General features: G+C 44.8%; 15 protein-coding genes. 3 read left to right on the top strand and 12 right to left on the bottom strand.

The features are described from left to right. Positions 1–36 precede the first annotated feature (36 nt). The 3 genes from fabD to VRU48_RS16375 all read right to left on the bottom strand — a co-directional run bounded on the left by fabD (position 37) and on the right by VRU48_RS16375 (position 2111). Positions 37–918 (bottom strand): ACP S-malonyltransferase, encoded by an 882-nt coding sequence (gene fabD / locus VRU48_RS16385; RefSeq protein WP_330108999.1) that lies wholly within the window; start codon positions 916–918, stop codon positions 37–39. 136 nt (positions 919–1054) lie between these two features. Beyond that, positions 1055–1690 carry a GTP cyclohydrolase I FolE gene (gene folE / locus VRU48_RS16380; protein WP_330108998.1) on the bottom strand — a complete coding sequence of 212 codons (636 nt, stop codon included), beginning with the start codon at positions 1688–1690 and terminating at the stop codon, positions 1055–1057. A 10-nt stretch (positions 1691–1700) separates the two neighbouring features. Further along, positions 1701–2111 carry a 6-pyruvoyl trahydropterin synthase family protein gene (locus tag VRU48_RS16375; RefSeq protein WP_330108997.1) on the bottom strand — a complete coding sequence of 137 codons (411 nt, stop codon included), beginning with the start codon at positions 2109–2111 and terminating at the stop codon, positions 1701–1703. Positions 2112–2222: 111 nt separating this feature from the next. On the opposite strand from VRU48_RS16375, the gene mqnB reads away from it, so the two are divergent. Together mqnB and VRU48_RS16365 are read left to right on the top strand one after the other, a co-directional pair. Next, positions 2223–3215, top strand: coding sequence for a futalosine hydrolase (gene mqnB / locus VRU48_RS16370; RefSeq protein ID WP_330108996.1), 993 nt, complete (start codon positions 2223–2225; stop codon positions 3213–3215). Positions 3216–3255: 40 nt separating this feature from the next. Then, a complete protein-coding gene (locus VRU48_RS16365; protein ID WP_330108995.1) occupies positions 3256–4110 on the top strand; it encodes a menaquinone biosynthesis family protein in 855 nt (284 codons plus the stop codon). A gap of 20 nt (positions 4111–4130) precedes the next feature. Here the strand turns inward: VRU48_RS16365 and VRU48_RS16360 are convergent, their stop codons facing one another. The 8 genes from VRU48_RS16360 to VRU48_RS16325 all read right to left on the bottom strand — a co-directional run bounded on the left by VRU48_RS16360 (position 4131) and on the right by VRU48_RS16325 (position 11431). Beyond that, the gene (locus VRU48_RS16360) at positions 4131–4514 is read right to left on the bottom strand and encodes a hypothetical protein (RefSeq protein ID WP_330108994.1); all 384 of its coding nucleotides are present in this window, start codon (positions 4512–4514) and stop codon (positions 4131–4133) included. A gap of 3 nt (positions 4515–4517) precedes the next feature. Beyond that, the gene (locus VRU48_RS16355; protein ID WP_330108993.1) at positions 4518–5750 is read right to left on the bottom strand and encodes an ABC transporter permease; all 1233 of its coding nucleotides are present in this window, start codon (positions 5748–5750) and stop codon (positions 4518–4520) included. A 77-nt stretch (positions 5751–5827) separates the two neighbouring features. Beyond that, entirely contained in the window at positions 5828–6466 is a 639-nt protein-coding gene (locus tag VRU48_RS16350; RefSeq protein WP_330108992.1) for an MBL fold metallo-hydrolase, read from the bottom strand. Position 6467: 1 nt separating this feature from the next. Then, complete coding sequence (locus VRU48_RS16345; RefSeq protein WP_330108991.1) at positions 6468–7757, bottom strand: alpha/beta hydrolase; 1290 nt, start codon at positions 7755–7757, stop codon at positions 6468–6470. A gap of 37 nt (positions 7758–7794) precedes the next feature. Next, positions 7795–8382: a gliding motility lipoprotein GldD gene (gldD, locus tag VRU48_RS16340; protein ID WP_330109521.1), complete on the bottom strand. Its 588-nt coding sequence runs from the start codon at positions 8380–8382 to the stop codon at positions 7795–7797. Then, positions 8382–9125 carry a shikimate dehydrogenase family protein gene (locus VRU48_RS16335; protein WP_330108990.1) on the bottom strand — a complete coding sequence of 248 codons (744 nt, stop codon included), beginning with the start codon at positions 9123–9125 and terminating at the stop codon, positions 8382–8384. Before VRU48_RS16335 ends, gldD begins: the two co-directional genes overlap by 1 nt. A 74-nt stretch (positions 9126–9199) precedes the next feature. Next, entirely contained in the window at positions 9200–9964 is a 765-nt protein-coding gene (locus VRU48_RS16330; RefSeq protein ID WP_199138878.1) for a phosphosulfolactate synthase, read from the bottom strand. Between the two features lie 63 nt (positions 9965–10027). Beyond that, positions 10028–11431: a tetratricopeptide repeat protein gene (locus VRU48_RS16325; protein WP_330108989.1), complete on the bottom strand. Its 1404-nt coding sequence runs from the start codon at positions 11429–11431 to the stop codon at positions 10028–10030. Between the two features lie 245 nt (positions 11432–11676). Between VRU48_RS16325 and VRU48_RS16320 the strand changes: the two genes are divergently transcribed. Then, a complete protein-coding gene (locus VRU48_RS16320; RefSeq protein WP_330108988.1) occupies positions 11677–12144 on the top strand; it encodes a nuclear transport factor 2 family protein in 468 nt (155 codons plus the stop codon). A 407-nt stretch (positions 12145–12551) separates the two neighbouring features. Here the strand turns inward: VRU48_RS16320 and VRU48_RS16315 are convergent, their stop codons facing one another. Next, complete coding sequence (locus VRU48_RS16315) at positions 12552–15053, bottom strand: M1 family aminopeptidase (protein ID WP_330108987.1); 2502 nt, start codon at positions 15051–15053, stop codon at positions 12552–12554. Positions 15054–15097: the final 44 nt, after the last annotated feature.

Here is a 15097-nt window from a genome sequence, read left to right as displayed (position 1 = left end):
GGCCATGCCAAAGCAATGCGTTAGGCACAGCATATTTTAGGCCAAAGATGCGCTGTTGGTCTGTGCTTCTCTATTTACTTTTTTAACCAGTCCCTGTAGCACATTGCCTGGGCCAACTTCTACAAATTCTGTAGCGCCATCGGCGATCATGTTGGCTACGGTTTGTGTCCACCTTACCGCACCGGTTAATTGGGCAATCAGGTTGGTTTTAATCACTTCAGGATCAGTGGTAGGCTGAGCATTTACGTTTTGGTAAATTGGGCATACCGGTGCCGAAATCTGCGTTTGTTCGATAGCCGCTTGCAGCTCTAGCTTGGCTGGCTCCATCAATGGCGAGTGGAAAGCACCGCCTACATTGAGTTTTAAAGCCCTTTTAGCTCCGGCTTCGGTTAGTTTTTGGCAAGCCAGGTCAATACCTTCAATGCTGCCTGAAATAACCAGCTGTCCCGGACAGTTGTAATTGGCAGGCACAACCACTTCGTCAATTTCGGCGCAGATCTGCTCCACTACTTCATCGGCAAGGCCCAAAATGGCAGCCATGGTTGAAGGTTGGATTTCGCAGGCTTTTTGCATGGCATTGGCACGGGCCACTACCAATTTAAGGCCATCTTCGAAAGAAAGCGCATTCGCGGCCACCAAAGCAGAAAATTCGCCCAACGAGTGTCCGGCAACCATATCAGGCCTAAAGCTCTCGCCCAATACTTTGGCCAAGATTACCGAGTGCAAGAAAATGGCAGGCTGGGTTACGTTGGTTTGCTTAAGCTCCTCGTCGGTACCGCCAAACATGATATCGCTGATGCGAAAACCCATAATTTCGTTGGCTTTTTCAAATAATTCTTTGGCCATTGGGTTTTCGTAAAGGTCTTTGCCCATACCCGAAAACTGGGCGCCTTGCCCTGGAAAAACGTATGCTTTCATACTTACAGATTTAAACCGGCATGGGTTTGCAGTAAAACAATTACCGGTTTCTATTTTTTGTTTAAGGTTTATTGATAAATGCTTTCGGCCATTTCGGGTATTGTTCTCCAAAATGGCCTCATTGAAATTTATTTAACTAGTGCAGGTTTGCTGTAATTAACCTCAAAAACTCTGCTCTTGTTTTATCGTTGCTGATAAATTCGCCGGTAAATGCCGATGTGGTTGTTACCGAGTTCTGTTTTTGTACGCCACGCATGGCCATGCAGAGGTGCTTGCACTCGATCACCACCGCAACGCCCGATGGCTGCAGGGTTTCTTGGATGCAGTCCCTGATTTCGTTGGTGAGGCGCTCCTGTACCTGTAGCCTGCGCGCAAAGGCATCAACCACTCTCGGAATTTTGCTCAGGCCAACAATATGCCCATTCGGAATATAGGCAATGTGTGCCTTGCCAAAGAAAGGCAGCATGTGGTGTTCGCACATCGAGAAAACCTCGATATCCTTAACCACTACCATTTGGCTGTAGTCTTCTTTAAACATGGCCGAGCGCAGAATTTCGGCCGGCTGGATATCATAGCCATGCGTTAAATACTGCAGGGCCTTGGCCACGCGCTCTGGCGTTTTAACCAAACCTTCGCGGGCTGGGTCTTCGCCCAACTGGGCCAGAATATCTTTATAATGGGTAGCTACCGAGCTGATTTTTTGATCGTCGTACCGGTCTATTTTCTGGTAGCCCAATACTTCTTCGTCGTGGTCGTATTTGTCGTGTTCCATATAAGTGCTGTTAACCAAAGTATTCAACAAAGTTGTTTTCGGTCTCGTAAATCTTAATACTGTGCAATTGTGCGCCACTTTCGGTAATAGGCGCAATGAGTTCCTGCCAAATGGCGATGGCTAAATTTTCTGTAGAAGCCAGTTTGTCTTTCATAAAATCTACATCCAAATTAAGGTTTTTATGATCGATTTTATCAACTACATAGGTATTGATTACATCTTTTAGCCATTTGAGGTCTACCAAAAATCCGGTTTCCGGATTTACTTCTCCTTTTACGGTTACATAAAGCTGGTAGTTGTGTCCATGCCAATTGGGGTTGGCACACTTGCCATACACTTCGGTGTTTTTATCGAGGCTCCAATCGGTTCTCGACAGCTTATGGGCGGCATTAAAACTTGCTTTTCGGGTTATATAAATCATTGCTTACAAATAAAAGGCAAATATACGGATAAATGGCCAAGCCCATGCCCTAATTTGCCTACGGTACAATATCTGGATAAATAAGCAAACAAAAAACGTTAAATTTACCTGATGAAATTATTGGTAGTTGCGGCCACCAGCGCCGAAATAAGCGGCCTTTATCAGCATTTTGGACTAGCTGAAGCCAATTTTGTGCAAACGCCCGAATTTGACATCTTGATTACAGGCGTGGGCATGACGGCCACTGCCTTTGCCTTAGGCACAAGGCTTAACCCAAGCTACGGCCTAGTGCTGAATGTGGGCATTGCCGGCAGTTTTGACCACACATTGGAACTGGGCAACCTCGTTAACATTACTACCGATGTTTTTGCCGAACTGGGTGCAGAAGACCACGATTCGTTTTTGAGCATCGACCAATTGGGCTTTGGCACCAACGCTTACACCAATAATTACACCTCGGCATTGCCTCAGGTAGATCGCTTGCCACAAGTAAAAGGCATTACCGTTAACAAAGTGCACGGCAATGCGCAAAGTATTGCTAGAATCAAGAGCCTTTTTAATCCGCAGGTAGAAAGCATGGAGGGCGCGGCCTTCTTTTACGCCTGCCATCAACTGCAACTCCCCTGCCTGCAAATCAGGAGTATTTCTAATGCTGTAGAGCCAAGGGCGAAAGAAAACTGGAAAATAGGATTGGCCATTTGGAACTTAAACCATTGGTTGATTGAATTATTAAGCTTTCTGAAAAACCCAACCGAATTTGTACGACATCAGTACTCCATCACGTTTATTAAAAAAAGACTAGTTCAAGGCCGCTATTATTACACCACCTTCACTTCAAATCCCGACAATGAAGACATTGCTAACCATTTAGCAAATAGCGACAAAAGAATTACCGAAATACAGATTGAAGATATTCAAAAAGCAATGGACGGAGAAGCGATAGAGGAGCATTGGGGAGAAGTAATGGGTTCTCAACTTGAAATTTTTCCTAAAAAGGGAAGCGTACTGATTGGATATGCAAAGAAAACAATCCCTATCGGCGATTTTAAACAGCTTTTGCAGGAATGGCTCGCATTCATAAGCTCATCACCAACTTTGAGTTAAAAATGACCAAACAAAGTCTGCAAAGCCCTATTTTTACGGCATGAAACTTACCCTTGGCTTTTCGCCCTGCCCTAACGATACTTTTATTTTTGATGCGCTGATCCACGGCAAAATCGATACCGAAGGCCTCGAATTTGAGGTAACTTTTGACGATGTGGAAACGCTGAACCAAAAGGCCATGCAGGGCCAGCTCGACATTACCAAGCTTAGTTTCCATGCTTTTGCCTATGTGGCCAACAGCTATGCGCTTTTAGATGCCGGCAGCGCGCTTGGTTTCGGCGTGGGCCCCTTGCTTATCTGCAAAAAAGAAAATTTCGATCGCATTAACGCCGAGCTTCAAACGCCAAACGCGCAACTCAAGGTTGGCATACCCGGCAAATACACCACGGCCAATTTTCTGTTGGGCGTAGCCTATCCGCAATTAACCAATAAGCAGGAAATGGTGTTTTCGGCCATTGAAGATGCCTTGCTGAACGAGGAAATAGATTTAGGCCTCATCATCCACGAAAACCGCTTTACCTATCAGGAAAAGGGTTTGCACAAAGTGGTTGACCTAGGTAGCTATTGGGAACAATTAACCGGTTGCGCCATTCCGCTTGGCGGCATTGTGGTTAACCGCAGGCTGCCTGTAGAGATACAGCAAAAAATAAATCGCCTGGTGCGTCAATCTGTAGAATTTGCGTTCGCCCATCCCAAATCGGGCATTGAGTTTATCCGTAGGCATGCACAGGAAATGGAAGAAGCCGTGATGTACAAGCATATAGAGCTGTATGTTAACGACTATTCGGTTGATTTGGGCACAGCCGGGCGCAAAGCGATAGATACCTTGTTTAGCATGGCTACCGAACGCGAAGTTATTCCGCCAATAGGCCAGCCTCTTTACGTAAATCCTTAAAAATAAGTTTACCCGTTTAACTATTGGTTACAAGGACCTTCGGGTATCTGCTTGCTGATTTTAAGCAGTTTGGTCACCACCATCGTCGAATCGTAGTCGCCGGTAACCGTGGTGGTATCAGATTTGATAAAATGGCATTCTGCCTCGATGTAAACCGGTGTATAAGGTTTTTCGAAGCCCAGGTTGCTATAAGCCAATTCGAGCGTTTTGGCACTGTCGATCACCCAATATTCGCGTCCTTCCTCGCAATCGGTAAAGGATCTGATTTCTGGTCCAAAGCTATAAAGCCCCTTGGCCACAACAGATGTTTTTTGGCCAGAATCATTTGATTTATTGCGGTTACAGGCTGCCAATATCAACAAGGAAGCAAATAGAGCGAGCAGGAGACTTTTATAGGTGTTCATGTTTTAAAGGTCTTGATTTAAATGGTCTATTTTCTTTACGCTTAAATTTGATGCCAAAGCCGATGCGATAAAAGAAAAAAAACTAACCGTTACGAAAACCAGCACAAAATCTTTCCACTTGAAAGCAATTGGGTAAGCATTACTGATCAACAAATTTGATTCGCCCATTTTTACCCATCCGTAATGTTGCTGCAACAAGCAGAATAAGAATCCGATTAACAGTCCAAAGATACAACCTGTTAAGGTGATCATCATACCTTCTGCCAAAAAAATTCGCTTAATCAGCTTTTTTCCCGCCCCAAGGCTATTCAGCACGGCAATATCTTTGAGTTTATCAATCACCAGCATGGTTAACGAACCAATGATGTTGAAAATGGCAATGATTAGAATAAAGGTCAGTATGATGTATACCATCCACTTTTCTGAACCCAGCACATTGTACAGGGCCTGATTTTGCTGCACCCGGTTCTTTACCAGGTAAGAATTTCCCAGTTTATCCTCAATCTGTTGCTTAAATTTCTCAGCATCCACCCCATCGTTCACATTGATTTCGATGGCGCTCACTTTTTTTTCTTCGCCAAGCAATCGCCTTGCGAAAGACAAAGGCACAATAACCAAGTTATCAAAATCCTGCTGGATTTCAAACACCCCCGAAGGTGGAATATTCAGCACGGTAAAATCGTCCATTGGATTGATAGAACTGGCCTGAACCCCTTTTTTGGGCGAGTAAATCTGCAGTTCTTCAAAAGGATCGCTCGAATTAACACCCAAATAGGCCTGCAGGGCCGAGCCAACCACCGCATTTGGCCCATTTCTGTTTTCGAGCACAAAATGGCCTTCCAGCATCACGGTGTCTAAGCTTTTGTTTTTCAGGAAATCGTCGCTTACACCCTTAATCAAGGCCGGCGACTGTTTTTCGTTATACCTGACCAAGGCATTTTCCGAAAGCACTTCGGTATACGAGAAGATTGACTTATCGTGGCGTAGCGTCTGTAAATAGGCTGTATTCGGATCAAATGTCTTGCCTTTTGCCGGTTCGATCAAAATTTGGGGCGTAATGGTATTGAACATGTTGAGCACCACTTCCTCAAATCCGTTAAACACCGACAAAATAATAACCAAAGCCGTACTGCCTACAAAAACGCCAACCGCCGAAATTGCCGAAATGATATTGATGGCATTGGTTGATTTTTTTGCAAAAAGATACCTACGGGCGATATAAAATGCGGTGTTCACTTTACAAATATACAGAAAAGGTTCAAGGTGGAGGGCTGAAGGCAAAAGGCATCAGCCCGCCTCTTCTTCCTGATGTTTTATCTCAAGAAGGGATTGTTCAGTTTTTCAAAACCAATGGTAGTAGAAGGGCCATGGCCTGGAAATACTTCGCAATCGTTGGGCAGTACAAACAGTTGCTGTTTAATGCTATTGATCAACTGCTGGTGGTTTCCTCCCGGAAGGTCGGTACGGCCGATGCTTTGGTAGAACAGCACATCGCCACCAATGAGGAAGTTATCTTCTTTGGCATAAAAGCAGAGATGCGCGGGCGAGTGTCCCGGTGCGAAAATCAGCTCTAGCTGGCTGTTGCCAAAACTAAGGGTTCCGCTTTCGGGCAAAAAGGTTTCAGGCTCCGGCGACAGTTCGTAGCGCATGCCCATTTGTGGCGCATAGCCGGGCACTGCCTGCAAAATGTACAGTTCGCCTTGGTGAAACTGCGGTTTCAAGCCCCAATTGTCAAACACAAACTTGTTGCCCAACACATGATCAATATGGCAATGCGTATTGAGCAAAAGCACTGGCTTTAATCCGTTTTCCTTGATAAACGAAGCCAACTGGTTCTGCTCGCTTCCGTCGTACATACCCGGATCAATAATGACGCATTCCTTGCTTTCGTCAAACAAAACATAAGTATTTTCCTGATAAGGATTGAAGGTAAATTTTTGTAAACTGATCATGTTAATGTTTTAAAATCCAATTCGCGATATCTTCTATGACGTACAAAGGCACATTTGCTGGGGTTTCGTACTCGGCAGGCGTACTGAGGGCCCCCTCTCCCTCGGTATACAAATGGTTAAGCTTGGGATAGCTTTTAATGGTTACGTTTTTGTTTTTGCCAAGTTCGGTCTTCCAAATAGCCAAGTCTTTTAAGGTAACCTGATAATCTCTTTCGCCCTGCAGCACTAAAATTGGCAACTTAAGTGCTTTTGCCACTTTAACCTGGTTATATTGGTTGAGGTTGGTAAAGTAGCTGGCTGGAATGCCCATAATCAGTTTATGCTGGTCTTTAACCGTATCGGCGTGCGTAATTTCGTCGGCCACATGGAGTTGCTTTTGCAGCTGCTCCTGATCTTTGATGAGGTAGGCAAACTGGTCTTTAATGGTAGGGCCAAAAGGGCGTGCCGGAGCAGACATCATGATAATACCGGCCAAGCCTTGCTGTTCTGCCGCAATTTTTGGGGCCAGCATAGCACCTAGGCTATGGCCCAATACTATTATTTTTTTAGCGTTGAGGCCAGGTAGCTGCTGCGCCAATTTAACGACCGCTTGTACATCGTCTGTTACTTCTTCCTTAATGGTTAATGCTACGCCATCGGGGGCCGAATGGGCGCCATAAACCCGGGTTCGTTTATCATACCTGATGGTGGCAATGCCTTTGGCGGCCAAACCCAAGGCCAAATCCCTAAAAGCTTTGGTATTGCCAACGGCTGCATCCTTGTCGCCGGGGCCCGAACCGTGTACCAGGATAACTACCGGAAAATTATTGCCTGTTTTGGGCTTTGTTAAAATACCCGGCAGCTTAAAGTCGCCACTGGTTATGGTTATTTTTTCTTCGGTATAAAGGCTGGCGTTGGCATAGGCGGGGTCTTTATACAGCGAAACCTTGGCCTTGGGCACTAAGGTAAAGCCCAACATTTTATGTGCAGCATTAAAAAGGAACTGCACCATCAGGTTTTGGGGTTCATTGAGCAGCGGCATTTTGACCAGCTGGTATTGTCCCGACTTTGTTTCTTCTGCCTCGCCGGTACGCAACTCGCCGTATTGCGCGGTTAAAGTGGCATGGGTATTTTGCATCAGCTGCACCGTAATCTTGTCGGCTACGCTGGCATCAAAATAGCTGCTTAGCACTTCGAACTTTTTGGCCTTAAAATCGGCCAAGAACTGATTGGCAAGATTGATGTTTTCGCGCTGAGCAAAAACTTGTGCAGCCAAACAAAGACTGAAGAACAATAATGTAATTTTTTTCATGGCAATCTATTTTAATGCCGTTTAAAACACTGGCCTGTTAATTTTTCCACTTGAACGTTTCGATGATCCGATCTATGTCTTTCTTGATGAATTTAACCACCGGCTGGATAGAATCGTATTGCGGACGTTCGTTAAAATAGAGAGCTCCCCTAAAATAGTGCTTGGCGCTATCGGTTAAAAAAAACTGTACCGAAGATGCCGTATTGCCTTCTATGGCGTAATAAATGCCATATACTTTGCGCTCGGGATAATTGATGAGCTTTTGGTCGATGGAGTTGGCCCTTACCGTATGCTTCATGGCCAGGGTACGGGCGGCCTCGGTCATTTTATCGTATTCTGTTTTCGAGAAAACACCATGATAGGTTAAATGCAGCACCCCATTAAACTGCGGAAAATTGAGGTTGTTCCAGCAGGGCTGGGCATTGCGCTCGTTATCTTTGGCCATTACAGCATAAACCGGATATTCGAAAGTAAAAGGACAATCGGAATTGAAGGTTTGATAGGCCTTTTTCGGAAAATCGATCCTAAAATATCCCCGTGGCTTAGGCGTACTTGCCTGCTGCTGGGTACAGGCCAAAAGGCTTACGGCCACAAACAACAGCAAAAAAATGTTTCGGTTGGTCATCATGTATTCCAAATATACCAAGAACGTTCGGCTTGCAGGTATAGCATTTCCATTCCGTTCTTGATTTTTCCGCCCTGCGCCTTCACTTTTTTCAGGAATTCGGTTTCTTCCGGGTTATAAACCAGATCGTAGGCCAAATGCTGAGGCCCTAAGAACTGGTAGGGAATGGGCGGAAAGCTATCGTAATTCGGCGACATGCCCAAAGGCGTGGTGTTGATGAGCAACTGATGTTCGTTCAGCAGTTTTTCGTCTACCTGACTGTACAAAATGGCATTGGGAGCAGGATTGCGAACTACCGTGAGGTATGGAATCTGTAATTGTGCCAAGGTATATTTAACGGCTTTGGCTGCGCCTCCGTCGCCGAATATCAGGGCTTTTTGGTGACGTTCGTCGAGCAATGGCTTTAGCGATTCGGCAAAACCGTAAGCATCGGTATTGTAGCCCTTTATTGATGAGTTTCCCTCTTTTCTTTCGATTTTGATGCAGTTTACCGCTCCTATCGCCACCGCCGCTTCGTCAATTTCATTTAAAAAGGGCAGTATTTCTACTTTATGGGGTATGGTTACGTTGATGCCACAAAGCGTTGCATGTGTGGAGAGGAGCTCGCCAAACTCACTGGCCTGCCTGATTGGAAAAAGCTCGTAGCGACAATTGGCAATGCCTTCCTTTTCGAATTTCTCGGTGAAATATTTTTTCGAAAAAGAATGCGAAAGCGGGAAACCGATTAATCCGAAAAGTTTCATAGGCGAATAACGTCGTGACGAGGAAGTAGGGCGAAGCAATCTCTATGATGCCTCATGCTACACTCGACGACGATTTATTTTTTGTTCAAGAAATAATCAAAAGTATCGCCTCTTAGGCCCAAACGGATAGTTTCTAACGGAATAACTTCCGCCGGTGCGATATTGCCCAGGTTTACATTGGTGCCGATCAGTTTGATGAACCAAACCTGCTGCTCTTTTTGCGGGGCCTCCCAAATAATGGTTTCTTCCGGAATTTGGGTCAGGATTTCGTCTACCAAACCCTCGCGCACTTCGCCGGTACCACGGTAGATACCTACGTTGCCACCTTCGCGGGCTTCGGCAATTACTTTCCACGAACCTGCCTCGATTTCGGCCTTCATCAGTTTGATCCATTTGTAGGGCGCGAAAATCTTGGTGGCATCTTTAGAACCCACTTCAGAGATTACGGTAACCTGTTTAGACAATTTATGGATGAATTCGCATTTTTCTTCGTGCTCAATATCCATCGATCCGTCTGATATTTCGGCATATTCCATCCCAAACTCTTCCAAAACCCTGCAATAATCGTCGAATTGGTTGCGAATGGCAAATGCTTCGAACAAGGTTCCTCCAAAATAGACTGGAATACCCGCACTGCGATAGATAGCTAATTTTTCTTTGAGGTTGGGGGTTACAAAAGAAGTAGCCCATCCCAACTTCACGATATCGGTATGTACGCCAGCAACTTCTATAAAATCTTCTACTTGTCTTAGGCTTAGGCCCTTGTCCATCACCATGGTTAAGCCTTTTTGGCGGGGTTTAACCGAGCGCTCAGGAATGTCGTTTAATTTGTAGTTCATATAGGATGCAAAGGTTAAAAAACTCTGCTATTTTTTAAAATAAACATCTAATTAATGACATTTCTATTTGATGTACTTATTAATTACGTCGATAATCAAGCCATTGTCCTGTAACTGGGGCAGGTATTCGAACAAGATGTAATGTTTTTCGGGATCGGTAACCAAGGCTGTTTCCAAATAAGCAATGGCATCTTTGCTTTGGCCCAAGGCAAACAGGTAAGCTACCATGCGGTAATACAGTTCGGCCGCATCGGGGTTGTTTTTGATGGCTTCGGCCATGGTTTCGGAAGCCTCTACCAATTTACCCTGTTCGTAAAGCACGGTCGAGAAATCGAGCCAGGCCTCTACATCAACCGGATTATATTCCAATACCTTGTAGTAGGCCTCTATCGATTGGTCTATCTGGCCCAATTTATAGTAGGCATCGGCAATGGCAAACCAAAAATCAGGATTTTCTTCGTCCAGCTCCAGCGCCTTTTTGTAAAAATGCAGCGATTCGAAGAAACGTTCCTCAAAATTGAGGGTTACCCCAATGCCAAACCAGGCATCGGCCATTTTCGAATCCATTTTAACCGATTTTTTGTAATAGGCGCGGGCTTCGCCCATCTGTTCCAATTTCTCGTAGCACTCGCCAATGGCACAATAGGTATCGGCATTAGGCTGTTCGTACTCGAAAGTCTGCTTATAAACCGCAATGGCATCTTCATATTTCTCGAGCTGCACCAGCGCGTTGCCTTTGTTGTAATAGGCCGAAGCAAAATTTTCTTTAATCAGGATGGCATAATCGTAGGCATCGATGGCTTTTTCGAAAAGATCCAATTTATGGTACGAATTGGCCAGGTTATACCAGGCCGCATACGAATAGGGATCGTTGTCGATATATTCCTGGTAAAAATGGATGCTTTCTTCCTGTTTATCCAAAATATCGTAGCAAAAGGCCAGTTCGTACAAGCCGTCTTTGTTTTCCATATTTTGCTCCAGGCTGCGCTTGATGTAGACGATGGCATTTTCGTAATCGTGCATGTTTTGGTACACGTAGGCCATCTGCAGTAAAATTTCGTCGGTGGTTTCGGCCAGCCCCAGTGCTTTTTCAAAATTCTCTAAAGCTTCCGAGTGGCGGTCGAGGTTTTGGTAGATGTTGCCCCTGAGCACATAGATATCTGCTTCGGAAGGCTCGAGCATTTCTGCTTTTTCGAGCGAAGCAAATGCCTTCTCTACCTGATTGGTAAACAATAAGAGCTGGGCCTGTTTAATCAAAAAAACCGCAGCGTAAGGGTGTTGGCTTAGGGCATATTCTATTACCTGCAAAGCCTTAACTGGATCGTTCTTCTCTATATAATTGTCAATTATATATTCAAATGCCTGCGCATCGAAAAAATACTGATCCTCATTGCGGATCATTTCTTCATAACGTTCTACAGAATGTTGCGCATCTTCATTAAAATCAAATTCAAATTCTTCTTCCATGTATCCTGAATATTTAAAGAACAGCCCAATTGTTTAATTAATCATAAGTTTACGCTATTTATGAGAGGCGCAAAAATATAATTATCAACATACACACACCCCCTTTTCCTAATTGATTAATAATAAAAGATTTAGCCGATAAGGGGCTGTGAGCGACCGGCAATAGGTAGGTCAAGTAGTTGCCGTTCTTTTAAATAGACTACAAATTTACATATATTTAGTTTGATAACCGTAAAATTTAAGTCATGAAGCAACTGAGCATCATTATTTTATTAGGGGTACTAGGCTTTGCCTCTTTTGCCCAAACCAACGAAGAAGAAGCTGTAAAAGCAACCATTAACCAACTTTTTGAGGGCATGCGCAAGGCAGATACCGCCTTGGTGCGCCGGGCATTTGCCAAGCAAAACGTAATGCAGACCATTGTGAAGGGCAAAGACGGCAAATCGGAAGTCCGCACCGAAAGCGTTGATGGTTTTATTAAAGCGGTTGGTACGCCACATGCGGCGCAATACGACGAGCGCATTGTGTTTACCAAGGTGTTGGTAGATGCCAACTTGGCCAGCGTTTGGACCGACTACAAATTTTATGTAGGCGACAAGTTTAGCCATTGCGGGGTTAATTCGTTCCAGTTATTTAAGGGCGAAGACGGCTGGAAGATCATTTACATTATCGATACCCGACGCAAAGATGCGTGTAGTGATGCAGTGAAGTAGTCGATATGGCTTGCCTGCGGCAGATTGGCGATGAGCGAGGCGAAAAGGCAATCCTTATCAATTAAAAATCGGCTTGTGGCAAAATTCAATTATTCAGTGGTTCTTTTTCACATTCTGTCGCTTCGCGGACAAACGTTTTTCATTAGCATGTATGTTTTCAATGGTATTCAAGCCTGCTTTGCAGGTTTTCCTGTAGATGAAAAAAGTATGCAAAAAAATCCACGCCTGCGCCCGATGCTTTAAAGTTTGTGCTGGAGCTAATTACTGCTAACCGAACCGGACAAGGGCGGTTTTGGCGTAACGATTGGCCATTACTTGGGCCTGACATGATGCTAAAACAAAGCTCATATCACAAAGGCTGTTGATTTGGATCAACAGCCTTTGTGATGGATACTTTCAAAATCGAATTATTTATTCAACTCGGCAGCGGCAGCTTTAAAGTAAGCCGCTTGCTTCAACAAATTGTCTTTGGCGTCGCCACTGGCACTTTCGGCCTCTTTAATTTTGTTCTGCTCGGCCGTGGTAAATACCTGCACAAACTGCTTGCCGTAGTATTGCGCCAACTTGGTGCGGTTCATGCCGTTAACAATGGCCTGTGCGCCTTCCTGCGTAATTTTTGGGTTCTTGTTTTTCACCAAATAGTTCGAATAAGCCATTACTACACCGGCCAAGGCATTGATGTTACCGGTATTGGCAATGTTCAGGTAAAACGGGTGAAAGCTGTCATCGCCTAAGCTGGCGTAAATCTGCGCCAACTGCGACGGCACATGGTCTTTCGTATCTTGATCCAACCCTGCTACAATTGAGCCCAAGGCCGTTGGTTCTACCATGTTCATGGCTTGCAACGAGGTACCGATTACTTTGTAAGATTGCTCTTTCAAGCCATTTTGGAATACTGGCACATAAGCTTTGTCGCCACTCATGGCCAATCTGGCAATGGCGGTAGACCTTACGTTCGAATTTTTGTCGTTTTTAGCCAAGGCTACAATTTTTTCGCCGGCTAGCGCTTTAATTTGTTCGTCTTTAAGGTTAAAGCCTTTTAAAGCCATAGCCCTTAGCGTAGCATTTTTATCGTCTAAAGCTTTTAAAAGCAATTGTTGAGCGGCCTTTTCCTTATTGTTAAATGTAGCCTGTTCAATTGCTTTTAGCCTGTTTGCGTATGAAGGAGCATTACTATATTGAAAAATGTAGTTCTCCAATGTTTTGTTGTCTTTGATTTGGCCTACCAAAATTTTGTCGGCATCAAGATCAATCAGGTCGGGTTTGGCCGAAACCGGAAAGCTAAAGCTTTGTTCCCTGCTGTTAATGGTTATTTCCTTGCTGATTTTTTGTCCACCCACATACAAGTCTACTTTTAAAGGCAAGGTAAAGGTTTGTACATCGGGCGACTGCGTTTGTTTAACATCGATTACCGCATTGCCATCTTTGTAATCGTACTTCACGTCCAAAATCGGGTGGCCGCCAGCATAATACCATTGGTTAAAATAAGGCAACAAATCTCTGCCGCTTACTTCTTCTAAAGCCAAACGCAATTGATGAGGTTCGCCGTTTTTATAGGCATTGGTTCTGAGGTAAAGGTTCAATCCTTTGTAAAAGGCATCGTCGCCCAAGAGGTTTTTTAAAGCGTATAAGATAATCGATCCTTTGGCATAGCTCACGTTATCGAACATGTCTTCCTTATCGTTGTAGTAGAAACGGGCCAATACCGGACTTTCGCCATTTTTGGTCGAACCCAAATAAGAAGTCAATTTGCCATAGCGCGATTCGTCTTCAGCATCTTTACCCTCGTCGTGACCGTGCCAAACCACCTCTCCAAAGGTGGCGAATGATTCGTTCATGGTGAGGTTAGACCACGATTCAGCGGTTACATAATCGCCAAACCATTGATGGAACAGCTCGTGTGCAATGGTGCCTTGTTCGTTGGCATCAATCAGTTCTCTTGGTGTTTTCTGCACGTGCTCGCCATGCAGGGTTGCCGAAGTATTCTCCATAGCGCCCGATACATAATCTCTAGCCACTACCTGTGCATATTTTACCCAAGGGTAGTCTATGCCCAAAATGTTGCTGTAAAAAGTCATCATATCAGGGGTTTTGCCAAAAATCTGCTTGGCATAAGGTGCATATTTTGGTTCCAGGTAATAGCTCACCTCCTTGCCTTTCCAGCTGTCTTTGTAAACTTGGAAAGGGCCAACCGCCATCATAAACAGGTATGGCGAATGTGGCTGATCCATTTTCCAAACATCGGTACGGGTACCGTTGGCATTGGCTTTTTGCGAAACCAGCTTGCCGTTAGACAGCGTAGTATATTTAGCCTGTACCGTCATGGCAATTTCGGCCGTGGTTTTTTGGTTAGGCTTATCGATGGTAGGGAACCAGGCCGAAGAGGCTTCGGTTTCGCCTTGGGTCCAGATTTCAATTGGCTTGTCTTTAATGGCCCCATCAGGGTTGATAAAATACAAGCCTTTGGCATCGGTAATGGCCGCGCTGCCTTTTACCTTCAGCTCGTCGGGTTTGGCCGTGTAAGCAATGTAAATGGTGTATTTCTCGCTGCGCGTGTATTTTTTGTTCAGCTGCACAAACAACTGTTCGTTATCGTAGGTATATTTTAACGGGGTGTTGGCTTTGGCTCCTACCAAGGCTACACTTTTAATATCCATACCCTTGGCATCGAGGGTTAGCGTATCGGTTGGGTAAAAATGTGGCGTTAGCGTAAGCCAGGCCTTGCCATACAGGTAGCGTTTGGCATAGTCGAAGCTCACGTCGAGCTTGGTGTGCACCAAATCGTTTATTTTGGTGGGCGTAACTCGGTAAACCTGATTGGTTTTGGGAGCTTCTTGTTGTGCCTGGAGCGAAGTAAAGCTGCAGAGCAGGGCCACCCCAATTAAACCGGTGGTAAAAATTTTATTCATGACTGATGTGCTTTGGTTTGCAATGGACTAATGTAGCAAAGTTA

The sequence above is a fragment of the Pedobacter albus genome, assembly GCF_036324255.1.
GTDB lineage: Bacteria > Bacteroidota > Bacteroidia > Sphingobacteriales > Sphingobacteriaceae > Pedobacter > Pedobacter albus.
Note: the sequence above shows the minus strand (reverse complement) of the source record. Positions and strands in the feature narration are given on the sequence as shown.

Excerpts from the sequence above, each read along its gene's own strand:
- VRU48_RS16365 (WP_330108995.1), top strand. The coding sequence starts at position 3,256 with ATGAAACTTACCCTTGGCTTTTCGCCCTGCCCTAACGATACTTTTATT.
- VRU48_RS16360 (WP_330108994.1), bottom strand. The coding sequence starts at position 4,514 with ATGAACACCTATAAAAGTCTCCTGCTCGCTCTATTTGCTTCCTTGTTG.
- VRU48_RS16375 (WP_330108997.1), bottom strand. The coding sequence starts at position 2,111 with ATGATTTATATAACCCGAAAAGCAAGTTTTAATGCCGCCCATAAGCTG.
- VRU48_RS16325 (WP_330108989.1), bottom strand. The coding sequence starts at position 11,431 with ATGGAAGAAGAATTTGAATTTGATTTTAATGAAGATGCGCAACATTCT.
- VRU48_RS16320 (WP_330108988.1), top strand. The coding sequence starts at position 11,677 with ATGAAGCAACTGAGCATCATTATTTTATTAGGGGTACTAGGCTTTGCC.
- VRU48_RS16315 (WP_330108987.1), bottom strand. The coding sequence starts at position 15,053 with ATGAATAAAATTTTTACCACCGGTTTAATTGGGGTGGCCCTGCTCTGC.
- mqnB (WP_330108996.1), top strand. The coding sequence starts at position 2,223 with ATGAAATTATTGGTAGTTGCGGCCACCAGCGCCGAAATAAGCGGCCTT.
- VRU48_RS16345 (WP_330108991.1), bottom strand. The coding sequence starts at position 7,757 with ATGAAAAAAATTACATTATTGTTCTTCAGTCTTTGTTTGGCTGCACAA.
- fabD (WP_330108999.1), bottom strand. The coding sequence starts at position 918 with ATGAAAGCATACGTTTTTCCAGGGCAAGGCGCCCAGTTTTCGGGTATG.
- folE (WP_330108998.1), bottom strand. The coding sequence starts at position 1,690 with ATGGAACACGACAAATACGACCACGACGAAGAAGTATTGGGCTACCAG.
- VRU48_RS16350 (WP_330108992.1), bottom strand. The coding sequence starts at position 6,466 with ATGATCAGTTTACAAAAATTTACCTTCAATCCTTATCAGGAAAATACT.
- VRU48_RS16335 (WP_330108990.1), bottom strand. The coding sequence starts at position 9,125 with ATGAAACTTTTCGGATTAATCGGTTTCCCGCTTTCGCATTCTTTTTCG.
- gldD (WP_330109521.1), bottom strand. The coding sequence starts at position 8,382 with ATGACCAACCGAAACATTTTTTTGCTGTTGTTTGTGGCCGTAAGCCTT.
- VRU48_RS16330 (WP_199138878.1), bottom strand. The coding sequence starts at position 9,964 with ATGAACTACAAATTAAACGACATTCCTGAGCGCTCGGTTAAACCCCGC.